A 13851-nucleotide genomic window follows, 5' to 3' on the forward strand; every position below is an offset into this window, starting at 1 on the left:
TGAACCATCATTCATATTTTCATTTTACGGGCAATTCTGCCGATTTGTCAAGCTTCTTTTTCTCCTCTTCCACCAACACGCGGCGCAAAATTTTGCCGACCGCCGTCTTCGGCAATTCGCTGCGGAACTCGTAGATGCGCGGCACTTTGTAAGCAGCCAGGCGCTGGCGCATAAACGCGTCAAGCTCCTGTTCGCTGCACATCTCCCCCGGCTTTAACACGACGAACGCTTTCACCGTCTCGCCGCGGTACGGATCCGGAACGCCGATCACGGCCGCTTCCTGCACTTTCGGGTGCTCGTACAGCGCTTCTTCGACTTCGCGCGGGTAAATGTTGTAACCGCCGGCGATAATGACATCTTTCTTGCGGTCGACGATATAAAAATACCCCCGCTCATCCATATATCCAATGTCACCTGTATACAGCCATCCGTCGCGCAGCACTTGCTCGGTCTCTTCCGGACGATTCCAGTAGCCTTTCATCACTTGCGGCCCGCGCACGACGAGTTCTCCACGCTCTCCCGGCTTTGCTTCCTCACCCGTTTCCAAGGAAATGATTTTCGCGTCCGTATCCGGCCACGGGACGCCGATGCTTCCTTTCACCCGCTCCCCGTCCCAAAGGAAGTTGCTGTGGGTGACAGGGGACGCCTCGGTTAACCCATAGCCTTCAATCAATTTTCCGCCCGTCGCCCGCTCAAACTGCTCCTGCACCTCGACCGGCAGCGGAGCGGAGCCGCTGATGCAGACGTTGATCGAGGATAAATCATATTTCGGCAAATCCGGATGGTTCAACAAAGCGATGTACATCGTCGGCGCGCCTGGGAACATCGTCGGCCGGGTGCGCTCGATTGCTTTTAATGTTTGCTTGACATCAAAGCGCGGGAGCAGCACCATTTTGCTCGCCATCATCACGGACAAATTCATCACCGTCGTCATGCCGTACACGTGGAAAAACGGAAGCACACCGAGCACCGTTTCTTTTCCTTTTTCGCATTTATACACCCAATGGGCGCACATGAGCGTATTGGCGATCAAATTGCGATGCGTCAACATGGCCGCTTTCGGATGCCCCGTCGTGCCGCCTGTATATTGCAGCAGCGCCACATCTTCCACCGGATCGATGTCCACCCCGATCGGAGCGGTTTCCTTCCGACTGACGATCGTGCGGAACATATGAACGGTTTCGCTTTCCTCGATGCGGACGATGGGCATGTTTTGCTTCCGCTGCACAAGCGGATACAGCCATTTCTTCACCGTGGGCAAATAATCTTGCATTCTCGTGACAATCCAATGTTTGACTGGCGTCCTCCCTTTCACCTTTTCCGCCTTTGGATACAGAAGATCCATCGTCACGAGCACCGAGGCGCCGCTGTCGTTCAGCTGGTATTCAAGCTCATACTCGGTGTAAAGCGGGTTCGTCTGCACGACGATGCCGCCGGCTAGGAGCGTCCCGTAGTAGCTGATGACCGCCTGCGGGCAGTTTGGCAGCATCACCGCCACCCGATCCCCTTTTTTCAATCCGATCGTCCGCAAATAATGCGCGAATGTCAATGCTTGCTCGTACAGCTCGCGAAACGTCATCGTCTTTCCGAAAAAGTCGATCGCCTCATGGTCTCCGAATTGTTCCGCCGTCTCCCGCAAATAGTCGGAAAGCGTTTTCTTTGGATAGTCGAGCGTATGCGGAATCTCCGGCGGGTAGTGAGCGAGCCACGGTTTTTCCATATGCAATCCCCCCTTGCTTCTATTTTATTTTACTTTTTCTAATTTTTCATCAAAAAAAAGAACGCCGGGCTTGAACCGAGCGTTACCAAAACCAGTACACCAAACCAACGAAGAAAAAGCACGCGCAGATGACAAACAAGATTTTCGCCAGCACATCGACCGATCGGTTGCGCACGGCCATATAGACGATGCCGGCGATCAAAAACAGCCCGACCGCAATCAACAACCATTTCACTACTGCGTTCATTCGTTGTTCCCCTTTACTGAATGCCTTCGCCGATGACAAACGACAAGCCGACGGAAATCACCATGGAAATCAAGCCGACGGCCCGGTTGTCATTGGCAATTTCGTCATCAATATTGAATTTCGGCGTCAAAAATTCGTAAATAAAGTACGCGGCGAGCAGAAGCAAAAACCCGTACAGCCCCCAGCCAATCATCGACGGCAGCGACTCATGGCGGGCGAGCGCATAGCGAAAAATGTTGGCGATGCCGAAAATTTTCCCGCCGGTTGCCATCGCCACCGCCACATTGCCTTTGCGAATCTCTTCCCAGTTTTTGTACTTCGTCACCAATTCAAATACGGCTAAAAAGACGACGATGCACAACACGGCGACGCTGAAATTGGCCGCCGTTTTCACCATGTCGTGCTCCCAAAACGACGCCATTGCCATCGCCCCCATCATTTCAGTTCCACGATCGTCACCCCGGTGCCGCCTTCATTCGCCTCTCCGAACCGGAAGCTTTTCACCGCCCGGTGTTGTTTTAAAAACTGCTGCACTCCTTGGCGGAGCGCGCCCGTCCCTTTGCCGTGGATGATCGAAACGCGCGCATATCCGGCGAGCACAGCATCATCCAAGTATTTCTCAAGCCGAATGAGAGCGTCTTCGTACCGTTCGCCGCGCAAGTCAAGCTCGAGACTCACATGGGCGTCCTTGCCTTTCACCGTCGCAATCGGCGTCACATCTTTCGCCGACGCGCTGCCGATATACTCCAAATCGCGTTCACGGATTTTCATTTTTAAAATGCCGAGCTGCACTTGCCATTCGTCGTCCGACACTTTTTCGATCAAATAGCCTTTTTGGTTGAGGCTCGTCACCTTCACTTCATCACCCGGCTGGAACACATGGCGTGAAGCAGCCTTTTTCGCCTTTTTCCGCTTCTCCACTTTCGGCATAGCGGCAGCGAGCCGCTGTTTCGCCTCGACGAGCTCATGCTCTTTCACTTCCGCCTGCTTTTCTTTTTGCAAGCGGCGCAGCTCTTGAATGATCCGCTCGGCTTCGCGTTCCGCGGCGCGGATGATGTCGGCTGCTTTTTGCGTTGCTTCCGCCAGCCGCTCCGCTTTTTCTTCTTCGAGCTCTTCCCATTTTTGTTCCCATTCGGCGCGCAGACGCTCAGCCTCCTCCAGCGCCGCCCGCGCCCGCGCTTCCTCTTCCTCCGCTTGCTTTTTGCTCCGTTCAAGCGACGCGATCATGTTTTCGACGTTATGGCTTTCCGCGCTCACTTGCGCTTTCGCCCGCTCGATGATGCGTTCATCAAGCCCAAGGCGGCGCGAAATATCAAAGGCGTTGCTGCGGCCGGGGATGCCGATCAACAGTTTATACGTCGGGCGGAGCGTTTCGGTGTCAAACTCGACGCTGGCGTTCACGACACCGGGACGGTTGTAGCCGTACGCTTTCAATTCGGGATAATGCGTCGTCGCCACCGTCCGCGCCCCGCGCCCGTGCACTTCATCCAAGATGGCGATCGCGAGCGCCGCCCCTTCCTGCGGGTCGGTGCCAGCCCCAAGCTCGTCAAACAGCACAAGGCTTTCACCATCGACAAGGCGCAAAATATCAACAATATTGACCATATGGGACGAGAACGTGCTCAAGCTTTGTTCGATCGACTGCTCGTCGCCAATATCGGCGAAAACGGAACGGAACACCGCTGCTTCCGATCCGTCGGCCGCCGGGATGAACAGCCCCGCTTGCGCCATGAGCGTCAACAAGCCGATCGTTTTTAACGTCACCGTTTTTCCGCCGGTGTTCGGCCCGGTGATGACGATCGTCGTATAGTCGCCGCCGAGTTCAATGTCATTGGGCACCGCCTTTTCTTGATCCAGCAGCGGATGGCGTGCCTGCAAAAAGCGAAGATAGCCTCGGCTATTGACCGCTGGCTTCGCGGCTTGCAACCGGCGGGCGTATTTCGCCTTGGCGAACGCAAAATCAAGCGCCGCGAGCGCTTCGACCGCCCGAGCAAGCGGCTCGGCCTGCTCAGCGACTTTTGCCGAAAGTTCGCGCAAAATGCGTTCGATTTCTTGCTTTTCTTTCGCCCGCGCTTCGCGGAGCGCATTGTTCAACTCGACGACCGCCTGCGGTTCAATAAACAGCGTCGCCCCGGACGCCGACTGGTCGTGGACGATGCCGCCGTAGGCGCCGCGATACTCTTGTTTCACCGGGATGACATATCGGTCATTGCGGATCGTAATGATGGCGTCCGACAGCCGCTTTTGCGCCGACGGCGAGCGGATGATGCTTTCGAGTTTCTCGCGGATGCGCGCTTCCAATGACCGAATTTGCCCGCGCAGCGAGCGGAGGCGGTCGCTTGCGGCATCCAGCACTTCGCCATGGTCATCGATCGAGCGGCGAATGTCATGTTCAAGCGCCGGCACCTCCACGAGCTCATCGGCATAAGTGGACAGACGGTCCAATCCCCCGTGCTCTTCATGCAGATCCATAATCAGCCGCTTCATTTGCCGGCTTGCGGCCGAGGTGGCCGCCACTTCAAGCAGCTCTTGCGGGCTGAGCGTGCCGCCGATCGCCGCCCGTTTCAAATGAGGGCGAATGTCCACCGCTCCGTCAAGCGGCGCATAGCCAGCAAGCCGCAAAACGGCAGCCGCCTCATCCGTTTCCTCAAGCCAAGCGGCCACCTCCTCCAAGTCGGATGACGGCATGAGAGCGTCGATTTTTTCCAAACCGAGCGGCGAGGACGCATGCTCAGCCAACTGCTCTTTCACTTTATCGAACTCCAAGGTGTGAAGCACTTTTCGTTGCACGTATCTGACCCCCAGCTGATTCATTTCTTTCGTTTGTCGCGCAAAAACTGTTGCAGCTTTTCAAGCGGCCATGTGTTGATGACCGTTTCCTTATAGATCCAACCTTTTCTTGCCGTCGCTACGCCGATCGCCATATCCTCGAGCATGTCCAAATGGTGGGCGTCCGTGTTAATGGCAATATACGCCCCCGCTTCCTCGGCTTTTTTCACGTAGGCCGCCGACAAGTCGAGCCGGTTTGGGTTGGCGTTTAACTCAAGCACCGTGTTCGTCTCCGCCGCCAGCTCGATGAGCCGCTCGATATCGACGTCATAGCCGTCGCGCTGGCCGATCAGCCTTCCGGTCGGGTGGGCAATGACATCGACGTACGGGTGGCGAAGCGCCGCCTCAAGCCGTTTCATGATCGTCTCGCGCGGCTGTTTGAACGCAGAGTGAATGGCGGCGATGACAAAATCAAGCTCCTTGAGCACGTCATCGTCGTAATCGAGCGTCCCGTCCGGCAAAATATCCATCTCAATGCCGGCCAAAATCGTAAAATCCGAATAGCGCGCGTTCAGCCGCTCAATTTCCTCGCGCTGGCGCCGCAACCGATCCGGGGTCAAGCCGTTGGCGACTTTCAAATAGTGCGAATGGTCGGTGATGGCGATATACCGGTAGCCGCGGCGGCGGCACGCCTCAGCGAGCTCCGCAAGCGAACATGCTCCGTCGCTCCACGCCGAATGCATATGCAAATCGCCTTGAATGTCTTCAAGGCGCACAAGCGGCCGATCAGCGGAAAACCGCTCGATTTCCGTGCCATCTTCACGCAGCTCCGGCGGAATGTGCGGCAGCCCGAAATGGGCGTAAAACGCCGCTTCATCCGGGAACGTTTTCACCTTGCCTGTCGCTTCGTCTTCCACGCCGTATTCGCTGATTTTCTCGCCGCGCTCTTTGGCGAGCTGGCGCATGCGCACGTTATGCTCCTTCGATCCGGTGAAATGATGAAGCGCGGTCGCGAATTGCGCCTCGCTGACCAGCCGAAAGTCAACGGCCACTTCATCCTCATACTGGAAAAGAAGCGACACTTTCGTCTCCCCAGCGGCGAGCACCCCGCGGACGCGCTCAAAGCCGAGCAGCCCGTCGCGCACCTCGGCCGGACGGTCGGTAGCGATGACATAATCCAAATCTTTCACCGTTTCGTTCAAGCGCCGCAAGCTGCCGGCCCGCGAGAAGCGAATCACGCCTTCAAGACAAGCGAGCTGGCGTTCAATGTCCGCCGCGATCGCGAGCACCCGAGCGAGCGGCAGCCGCTCGGGGCGTTTGCCTGCCTTTTCAATGGCCGCAAGCAGCTTTTCTTCCGTTTTCGCGCCAAAACCGGCAAGCGCGCGCACTTTTCCAGCCAAGCACGCTTCTTTCAATCCGTCCATATCGACAATGCCAAGCTCCTGATGCAGCTTGGCGATTTTTTTGCCGCCAAGCCCCGGCAGTTTGAGCAAGGCGAGCAGCGTCTCCGGAACATCGTGTTTTAGTTCATTCAGCACCGACGACGAGCCGCTCTTGATAAATTCGGTGATGATCGCCGCTGTGCTTTTGCCGATGCCAGGGATGGCGGTAAAGTCGCTGATTTCCGTCAGGCTTCGTTCATCCGCCTCCAACGCGCTTGCCGCCTTGCGGAATGCGTTCACTTTAAACGGATTCTCCCCTTTGATTTCCAAATATAACGCAATCGTTTCCAACAGGCGGATGACATCTTTTTTGTTTATGTCCATGCCGTCCCCTCTCTTTCCAACACCACGGCCACATTCCAGCAAACACAGTCATGAATCGGTGAAAGCGTTTGTCGTCCTTCAAGCAGGTCATCAGACGCGGCCATGAATCCACCAGTTGCCAAGCATCTCCGACAACACCGGCGTATGTTTCACAATCACGGTCGCCATGAGCGAATGCTGCAGCTGCTCCTGCACGCTGTCAATCGGCACGAGCGCCCCGATATACAAAAGCAAAAAGACGAGCAAATACACTTCCGCAAATCCGAGCGCCGCCCCCGCCAGACGGTTGACGCTGCGCAACAGCGGCAGCTGGGCGACGAAATCGAGCATCGAGCCGACGATTTGAAGCACGATTTTCACCACAAAAAATAAAAGAGCAAAGGAAATCGCTCGATAATAGGCATCGTCTAAATGGGTGCTCTGAAACAGCAGCTTCATCGTCTCCGGATCGCCGAACGTCGGATATGGAATCCAAAGGCGCAATGTCGGTACAAACCGCTCATAATACTGATAAGCAGCGAAAAAGGCAATGAAAAACCCGGCCATATGAATGAATTGGAGAATAAAGCCGCGCTTCAGCCCGATCATCGCCCCCAGCAGCAGGATAAACAGCAGCACGACATCAATCATCCTGTTTCCCGTCCTTTTCCTGTTTCAGCTTTTCCGCCAGCCGTTGATATTCTTCTTTCAATTTGAGATACTCACTGGCGATGTTGACGGCCGTCAACACGGCCAGTTTCGGCACATCGAGCATCGGATTTTTCTCACTGAATTCATGCATTTTATCGTCAACGAACGCCGCCACGAGCCGGATATGGGCCGGGCTTTCCGCGCCGACGATCGTGTAGTCTTGACCATAGATGCGGACGCTCACCCGCGTTTTTGGCTGTCCTGTCAAACTTTCTCCCCCATTTCGCAAAATCCTACTGTTTATCATATCATGAACGCTGGTATAATGGAAAGATGCGACACACAGCGACGATAGAGAAGATAAAGGAGCGACGGAACGTTGTCAAACTATGTGATTCAAGCCGACCAACAGCTGCTTGACGCCTTGCGCGCCCACTACGAAGACGCCTTGTCCGACCGGCTTCCGGCTGGAGCTTTGTTTGCCGTCAAGCGCCCGGATGTCGTCATCACCGCCTACCGCTCGGGGAAAGTGCTGTTTCAAGGGAAAGCGGCGGAGCAAGAAGCAGCGAAATGGATGGGGAAGAGGGGGGCTGATCCAGGCAAACGACAGGAGAGAGAGACCGCCTCGCCCCCATTGGAACGTAGGCTCGAGAAGCTTTCTGCGATCGGTTCGGATGAAGTCGGCACCGGGGACTATTTCGGCCCGATCGTCGTCGCCGCCGCCTACGTTGATCGGTCGCATATCGCCAAAATCGCGGCGCTTGGCGTGAAAGATTCGAAACAATTGAACGATGAGGCGATCAAACGGATCGCGCCAGCCATCATGGAAACGGCGCCTTATGCCGTCACCGTGCTTGATAACGCCGAATACAACCGCTGGCAGCGAAGCGGCATGCCGCAGACGAAAATGAAGGCGCTGCTTCACAACCGGACGCTCGCGAAACTCGTTGACGCCATCGCGCCGATCGAACCAGAAGCAATCATCATCGACGAATTTTTAAAACGGGATTCGTATTTCCGTTACCTTTCCGATGAAGATCGCATCATCCGCGAGCGGGTGCACTGCCTTCCAAAGGCGGAAAGCGTGCACGTATCAGTCGCCGCCGCCTCGATCATCGCCCGCTATGTGTTTTTAGACGAAATGGAGCGATTATCCCACTCCATCGGCCTCCCGCTTCCAAAAGGCGCCGGCGCCATCGTTGACGAAGCCGCGGCCCGGATCATCCGCGAGCGAGGGGAAGAGATGCTCGAGACGTGCGCCAAGCTTCATTTCGCCAATACGAAAAAGGCGCTTGACATCGCCAAGCGCCGGTAGTGGTTTCCTTCACACCCATGGGAAACGGCAGCGTTGGCTCCGTTGCACAGGTCGCCCCGTAGTAACTGAACGACACCGTTTCCCCCCATACCACATATTGGGGTGTTATGAAGAAAAATCGTTTTTCATCCGCAAACAACCAAAAGGCTGTCCCCATCCAGCCTAGTGAGCCGGGATCATTAGACAGCCTATTCTGCCGCGCCATCGATGGCCTTCGATTTTTCCGTTGCTCGTACAAAATAATCCATTCCAGCAGAACGTGAAAGAATTGTAATCCCGGTACGGTACGTCAAAATATCCCTTATCTTCATCAGTCGTCCGGGATGCCGCCCCATTAAGCACTGTCAGTTCTTCGGAATTTTGTTTTGGTGTAAAAAATCGATTGCAGCTTCACTACCTTACCATGACAGATGAAAGTCCAAAAACGCTTACGACATCAATACATAAAAATGGTTTGCTAACTGGTGGTCGACAACATACGTGGTGAACCGAAAAGAGTTCTCCACAAACTCTTGACTGACCGGGATTCATTTCCGGACAACGGCCAGAAAATCGTGCCAAAAAAACAAGACGCGCCAAAAGAGAGGCAGCGTCTTGCCTATGAATGAACGAGTTCAGCCGATATCGCTCACGCCAGTTCTTCCAGCGCGGCGACGACTTTCTCCGCCGTGCTTCGGCTCGATTGCGGGTTTTGCCCAGTGATCAAGTTGCCGTCGCGCACGGAGAAATCGGTCCACTTCCCGCCGCGGACGAAATTCGCCCCGCGCAGGCGCAAGGTGGACTCCAACAAAAACGGCATATGGACGTCAAGCCCGACTTCGCGTTCTTCTTCGTCTGTAAACGACGTGACCGTTTTTCCTTTCACAATCGGCGTACCGTCTTTGTATGTGGCGTTCACCAGCCCCGACGGACCGTGGCAGACGGCGGCGATGATCCGGCCGTCTTCGGCAAACTGCTGCAAGACGTATTGCAGCGTTTCATTGTCGGGAAAATCGAACATCGTCCCGTGTCCACCGGGAAGGAAAATGGCGTCAAACCCGTGTGCATCGTCTTTGCTTAAGCGCGCTGTATGTTTCAGCGCCGCTTCCGCCTCGGCCCAAGACGGATCTTTTTCGTTGATGCTGCGCGGGTCAAGCGGCACCTCGCCGCCTTGAATGCTCGCCACTTTCACGTCATACCCTTTTTCTTGAAACACCAAATACGGCACGGCAAACTCTTCCAGCCAAAGCCCGGTTTTATGGTCGTCGGTGATCGTCGTATGGTTCGTCACCACCATGAGCACTCGTTTCGACATGCGGCAGCCCTCCTTTAGGTTCTGGAATGTTCTCTACTACTCATCATACTTTACGTTGGGCAAAAGCGGAAAAAATATGCTTGTGAAATGGAATCATTATTGAGGGGAATCAAGCAACACGAATAGAACATATATTCTCTTGATTAGAAGGACGACATCCTTTCCGTTCTCCCTAAAAAAGAACGCCGCTTCCTGGATCTCGGGAAGCGGCGTTGGCCCGCCTTCTTAACTGATTTTTTGTTGTTCCAGTCCGGTTGTCTCGCTTGCCGGCTGCCGAAACGGCCACCAGTTCGCGCGGCCGAACGTGCGGACCATGACCGGCACGAAAAGCGGCAGGACGACGAGGGCGTAAAGCAGGAGCCCTGTCAGCACAATCGTCGCAATTTGCAAAAGCGACAAGACGCCGGACGGATACATCGCGGCGAACGTTCCGCCCAAAATGACGGCGGCCGAGATGATGACCGTCCCCATATGGCCCATCGCCGACAGCATCGCTTCCTTCACCGGCCGGCCGCGGTATTCGTTGAACCGATCCATGAGGAAGATGCTGTAGTCGATGCCGAGCGCCAAAAGCAACACAAAGGCGAAGAACGACACCGCCCAGTTCAAGCCGGCATAGCCAAGGCCGTTGACGAAAATGAGCTCGGTGACGGCCATCGACGTGTAGTACGTCAACACGAGCGACAAGATCAAATAAAGCGGCATGATAAGCGAACGGAGCAGCACCGTCAACACGATGGCAATGCCGATTAACATGAGCACAGCCGTCCGCTGATAGTCGGCGTTCGACATCGCCTGCAAATCGGCATACGTGCTGGTGACGCCGCCGACAGCGATCGTCGCGTCTTCCCACTTCGTTCCTTTCACCGCCCGTTCGGCCGCGGCGCGAATGTCATCGATGCGGCCGAGCGCCGATGTTGAATACGGATTTTCTTTTAAAACGACATCGAACTTCACGATGCGGCGGTCTTTCGACATATACGCGTCTTTCGCCTGCGCAAAGTCTTTGCTTTCGCGCGCCTCTTTCGGCATGTGCCAGCCGGCCATTTCTTTCTCCGGGGCCGATGACAAATCGGCTAAATACGTTTCCGCCGTTCCGAGGCCGTCCGCCACTTTTTGAAGGCCGGACGCGCTTTGGTCCAAGCCATTTACAAGCTGGCCGAGCTGGCCGCCAAGCGCGGAGAAATGCTCAAGCAATTGGCGCTGGCCGCCGTTCACTTGCTCAAGCCCTCGGGAGAATTGCGGCAATTTGTCAACCGCCTGTTTCTGGCCGTCGGCCGCTTTCGTCAATCCGGCTTCGAGCTCACTAAGCCCGGCAATGACTTGATCCAAGCCGCCGTTGACCGCCGCTTGACCAGCCGCGAGTTGGGCGAACGATTCGTTCGCTTTCGCCAAACCGGCGCGCGCCTGCTCAAGCGCCCCGTTCAATTGCGTGAGGCCGTCCGCCATTTGTTTCGTCTGGCCGGACAAGGCGGCGACCGTCATTTTTGCTTGTTGGTATTGCCCATCTTGACGGAGTTCCGGATGCGACTGTTCGACTTGCCCGAGCATCGTCTGCACGGCGGCAAGCTGAGCGGCGACAGCTTTTAATCCCGCTTCGATTTGCCGGTACTGGCCGCTTAGCGCCGACAGCCCTTGTTCCGCCTGCTTGTAGCCGTCAAGCAGCTGCGTGGCGCCTTCCTGCAGCTTTTTCGCATTGTCGCGAAGCGTCACTAAGCCGTTTTTCAGCTCACCGGCGCCCATCGCTCCCCGGCGCACCCCTTGTTCAATTTGACTGAGACCGGTTTGCAGCTGGCGCAGGCCGTCTTCAAGCCGCTCCGTTCCGGAGACGAGCTGGCCGACGCCGGATGACGCCTTCTTCAGCTGCGGAGCGGACGAGGACAACTTTTGGCTTGCCGCCTCAAGGCCGGAGCCGATTTTCTCAATGCCCTCTTTGCCGGCGCCAAGGCCGCTTTTCAGCTGTTTCGCCTGTTCGGTGACAAACAGCTCCTGAATCGGCTCACCCGTCGGGCGCGTCGCCGAGCGGACGCTCGCCACGCCATCAACTTTTTCGATCTCACGGCTCATTTTCTCAATCAACGCCAGCCCTTCTTCCGAATCAAGCGGCTCTTTGCTTTTCAATACCACCTGCGTCGGCATGGCATCTCCCGGATTGAAATGATCGGCAATGATGTCAAACGCTTTGACGGAACGATAATGATCGCCGATCTCTTCCATGGAATCAAACGACAGTTTGCCATCATACGTCGCCAACACCGGCACGGTCACGACGGCGACAATCGCCAGCGCCAGAAGCGGACGGGCGAACGCAAATCGGCCAGCCGCGAGCCAAAGCCGGCTTTGCCCGTGCTCGAGCTTCCCCCGCACCGGCCAAAACAGCTTTTCGCCAAGCACCGCCATGAAAAACGGCACGAGCGTCACGAGCGCCAAAAGCAGCACCGCTACCCCAACGGCGACGGCCGCCGCCGATTGGTACAGCTTAAACGTCGACAACCCGATCGCCGCAAAGCCGATCATGACGGCAATGCCGCTTGCGGCCACCGTTTTCCCAGCCGTCCGGTACGTGGCGACGATCGCTTCCGCCCGGTCGCCGCGCTTCGCCAGTTCTTCTTTAAACCGGCTCAGCAACAAAATGCAATAGTCGGTCCCGATGCCGAACAACACGGCGACTAAAAACGTTTGCGTGAACGTCGACAGGGGGAAATTCACTTTATCTACTAAAAACGCAACGACCGACTGCGAGACGACATACGTCGCCCCGACCGCGAGCAGCGGAATGAGTGGCGCCACCGGCGAGCGGAACACGGCGAGCAACACAATTAAAATAAAGACGACCGTGATCCCCTCCGTTTTCTTCACGCCTTCCTGCGAGCTCGCTACGACATCTTCATCGATCATCCAGCCGCCGGTGAAATAATGCTCGACCTTGACGCCATCGACTGCTTTATACAGGGCGTCGGTCAATTGCTTCGCCGTCCGCCCAGCCGGGTCGATGCTGACGGAAATGAGCATCGTCGTTCCATCTTTGGAGATGAGTTCTTTTTCCAGCTCCCGGTTGGCAAACGGCGAGACGATGTTCGTGACATGAAGTTCCTCTTTTTTCTTTTCGAGCGCGTTTACCGCCCGTTCAATCTCTTTTTTATCGTCCGCCGTCAGCCCGCCTTTTTGGTAAAAGACAAGCACCGCGGATCGTTCGTTTTGCTTGTTTTCCTGGCCGTTTGCCTCTTTGATCAATTTTGCCGCCAATGACGACGAGTAGCCGTCGGGCACGCTCAGCTGCCCTTTTTCCCTGACAAGCTCGCCCATGTTCGGGGCAGTCGCCATGAGCACGGCTGCGATGATGATCCATGCCGCAAGCAAGAACCATCTTCCTTTGATGATCGCTCTCATTTTGCCTCTTCCACCTCCTGCAGCACGCGGGCCAACCGTTCATACGTACGGATGAACGTTTCAATTTCTTCTTCCGGGAAGCGGGCGATCACTTCTTCGACGAGCCGGTAGACGTTTCGGTCCATTTCCGCGATCCATGCTTCTCCTTGTTCCGTCAACGACAAGACAACGACTCGCCGGTCGCTCTCATCGCGGTCGCGGCGCAGCCAGCCTTTGTCGACGAGGCGATTCGTCATCGCCGTCACCGCGCTTTTATTCACGCCGAACATCGCCGCAAGCTCCGTTGACGTGCACGTCCCCCGCCGGCGGATGTAGCGAAGCAAATAATATTGATCGTGCGTCATCTCTTCGCAAAGACTGCCTTTGACAAGCGCCGCTCCGCGTTTCATCACGAGAAACGACACGGACAAATAGCGGTCAATCCATTCATCGATGTTTCGTCCCGGCATTGATTCACCTCCGATGGTTCAATCATTGAACAATCAACCAGATTCAACAGTAGATGGAGAGCTGTCATCCGTTTTGTTCAACTGTTGAACTATTAGTAACGATACCAAGGAAAAAAGAGAAAGTCAACAAGGAATGTTGCCAAAGGAGAAACCATTCTATCGTCCAATCTGAATAGAGAGGAAATTTTTTCAAAGCCATTACATTGCATTCACGAACGCTTAACATCTGGCTTGTACAATAAAAATGACAAAATCATCTGAAAAGGGAGAG

The 13851-nt window shown here is 55.6% G+C and carries 11 protein-coding genes; 1 reads left to right on the forward strand and 10 read right to left on the reverse strand.

The genetic code is table 11. The features are described from left to right. Positions 1–19 precede the first annotated feature (19 nt). The 7 genes from GYMC52_RS13665 to zapA all read right to left on the reverse strand — a co-directional run bounded on the left by GYMC52_RS13665 (position 20) and on the right by zapA (position 7400). Complete coding sequence (locus GYMC52_RS13665) at positions 20–1720, reverse strand: long-chain-fatty-acid--CoA ligase (RefSeq protein WP_013524277.1); 1701 nt, start codon at positions 1718–1720, stop codon at positions 20–22. Positions 1721–1802: 82 nt separating this feature from the next. Continuing rightward, entirely contained in the window at positions 1803–1967 is a 165-nt protein-coding gene (locus GYMC52_RS19800; RefSeq protein WP_011232165.1) for a hypothetical protein, read from the reverse strand. Positions 1968–1980: 13 nt separating this feature from the next. After that, the gene (locus GYMC52_RS13670; protein ID WP_015375560.1) at positions 1981–2388 is read right to left on the reverse strand and encodes a DUF350 domain-containing protein; all 408 of its coding nucleotides are present in this window, start codon (positions 2386–2388) and stop codon (positions 1981–1983) included. A gap of 14 nt (positions 2389–2402) precedes the next feature. Next, positions 2403–4757, reverse strand: coding sequence for an endonuclease MutS2 (locus GYMC52_RS13675; protein WP_343203257.1), 2355 nt, complete (start codon positions 4755–4757; stop codon positions 2403–2405). 20 nt (positions 4758–4777) lie between these two features. Beyond that, positions 4778–6502 carry a DNA polymerase/3'-5' exonuclease PolX gene (gene polX / locus GYMC52_RS13680; RefSeq protein WP_013524279.1) on the reverse strand — a complete coding sequence of 575 codons (1725 nt, stop codon included), beginning with the start codon at positions 6500–6502 and terminating at the stop codon, positions 4778–4780. Between the two features lie 90 nt (positions 6503–6592). After that, positions 6593–7132 carry a CvpA family protein gene (locus GYMC52_RS13685; RefSeq protein ID WP_013524280.1) on the reverse strand — a complete coding sequence of 180 codons (540 nt, stop codon included), beginning with the start codon at positions 7130–7132 and terminating at the stop codon, positions 6593–6595. Then, positions 7125–7400 carry a cell division protein ZapA gene (gene zapA / locus GYMC52_RS13690; protein WP_013144547.1) on the reverse strand — a complete coding sequence of 92 codons (276 nt, stop codon included), beginning with the start codon at positions 7398–7400 and terminating at the stop codon, positions 7125–7127. Before zapA ends, GYMC52_RS13685 begins: the two co-directional genes overlap by 8 nt. 111 nt (positions 7401–7511) lie before the next feature. On the opposite strand from zapA, the gene rnhC reads away from it, so the two are divergent. Beyond that, on the forward strand, positions 7512–8447 hold the full coding sequence (gene rnhC, locus GYMC52_RS13695; protein ID WP_013524281.1) for a ribonuclease HIII: 936 nt from the start codon (positions 7512–7514) through the stop codon (positions 8445–8447). 628 nt (positions 8448–9075) lie between these two features. Here rnhC and GYMC52_RS13700 read toward each other — a convergent pair. The 3 genes from GYMC52_RS13700 to GYMC52_RS13710 all read right to left on the reverse strand — a co-directional run bounded on the left by GYMC52_RS13700 (position 9076) and on the right by GYMC52_RS13710 (position 13580). Further along, complete coding sequence (locus tag GYMC52_RS13700) at positions 9076–9741, reverse strand: type 1 glutamine amidotransferase domain-containing protein (RefSeq protein ID WP_013524282.1); 666 nt, start codon at positions 9739–9741, stop codon at positions 9076–9078. A gap of 225 nt (positions 9742–9966) precedes the next feature. Then, positions 9967–13131, reverse strand: a complete 3165-nt coding sequence (locus GYMC52_RS13705; RefSeq protein WP_013524283.1) for an MMPL family transporter — start codon at positions 13129–13131, stop codon at positions 9967–9969. Next, positions 13128–13580: a MarR family winged helix-turn-helix transcriptional regulator gene (locus GYMC52_RS13710; RefSeq protein ID WP_013524284.1), complete on the reverse strand. Its 453-nt coding sequence runs from the start codon at positions 13578–13580 to the stop codon at positions 13128–13130. The genes GYMC52_RS13705 and GYMC52_RS13710 overlap by 4 nt, the downstream gene beginning before the upstream one ends. Positions 13581–13851: the final 271 nt, after the last annotated feature.

The organism is Geobacillus sp. Y412MC52 (assembly GCF_000174795.2).
GTDB classification, from domain to species: domain Bacteria; phylum Bacillota; class Bacilli; order Bacillales; family Anoxybacillaceae; genus Geobacillus; species Geobacillus thermoleovorans.

Bases quoted from the DNA above. Each gene is read 5' to 3' on its own strand.
- GYMC52_RS13670 (WP_015375560.1), bottom strand. From the start codon at position 2,388: ATGGCGTCGTTTTGGGAGCACGACATGGTGAAAACGGCGGCCAATTTC.
- polX (WP_013524279.1), bottom strand. From the start codon at position 6,502: ATGGACATAAACAAAAAAGATGTCATCCGCCTGTTGGAAACGATTGCG.
- GYMC52_RS13705 (WP_013524283.1), bottom strand. From the start codon at position 13,131: ATGAGAGCGATCATCAAAGGAAGATGGTTCTTGCTTGCGGCATGGATC.
- GYMC52_RS13700 (WP_013524282.1), bottom strand. From the start codon at position 9,741: ATGTCGAAACGAGTGCTCATGGTGGTGACGAACCATACGACGATCACC.
- GYMC52_RS19800 (WP_011232165.1), bottom strand. From the start codon at position 1,967: ATGAACGCAGTAGTGAAATGGTTGTTGATTGCGGTCGGGCTGTTTTTG.
- GYMC52_RS13685 (WP_013524280.1), bottom strand. From the start codon at position 7,132: ATGATTGATGTCGTGCTGCTGTTTATCCTGCTGCTGGGGGCGATGATC.
- GYMC52_RS13710 (WP_013524284.1), bottom strand. From the start codon at position 13,580: ATGCCGGGACGAAACATCGATGAATGGATTGACCGCTATTTGTCCGTG.
- GYMC52_RS13665 (WP_013524277.1), bottom strand. From the start codon at position 1,720: ATGGAAAAACCGTGGCTCGCTCACTACCCGCCGGAGATTCCGCATACG.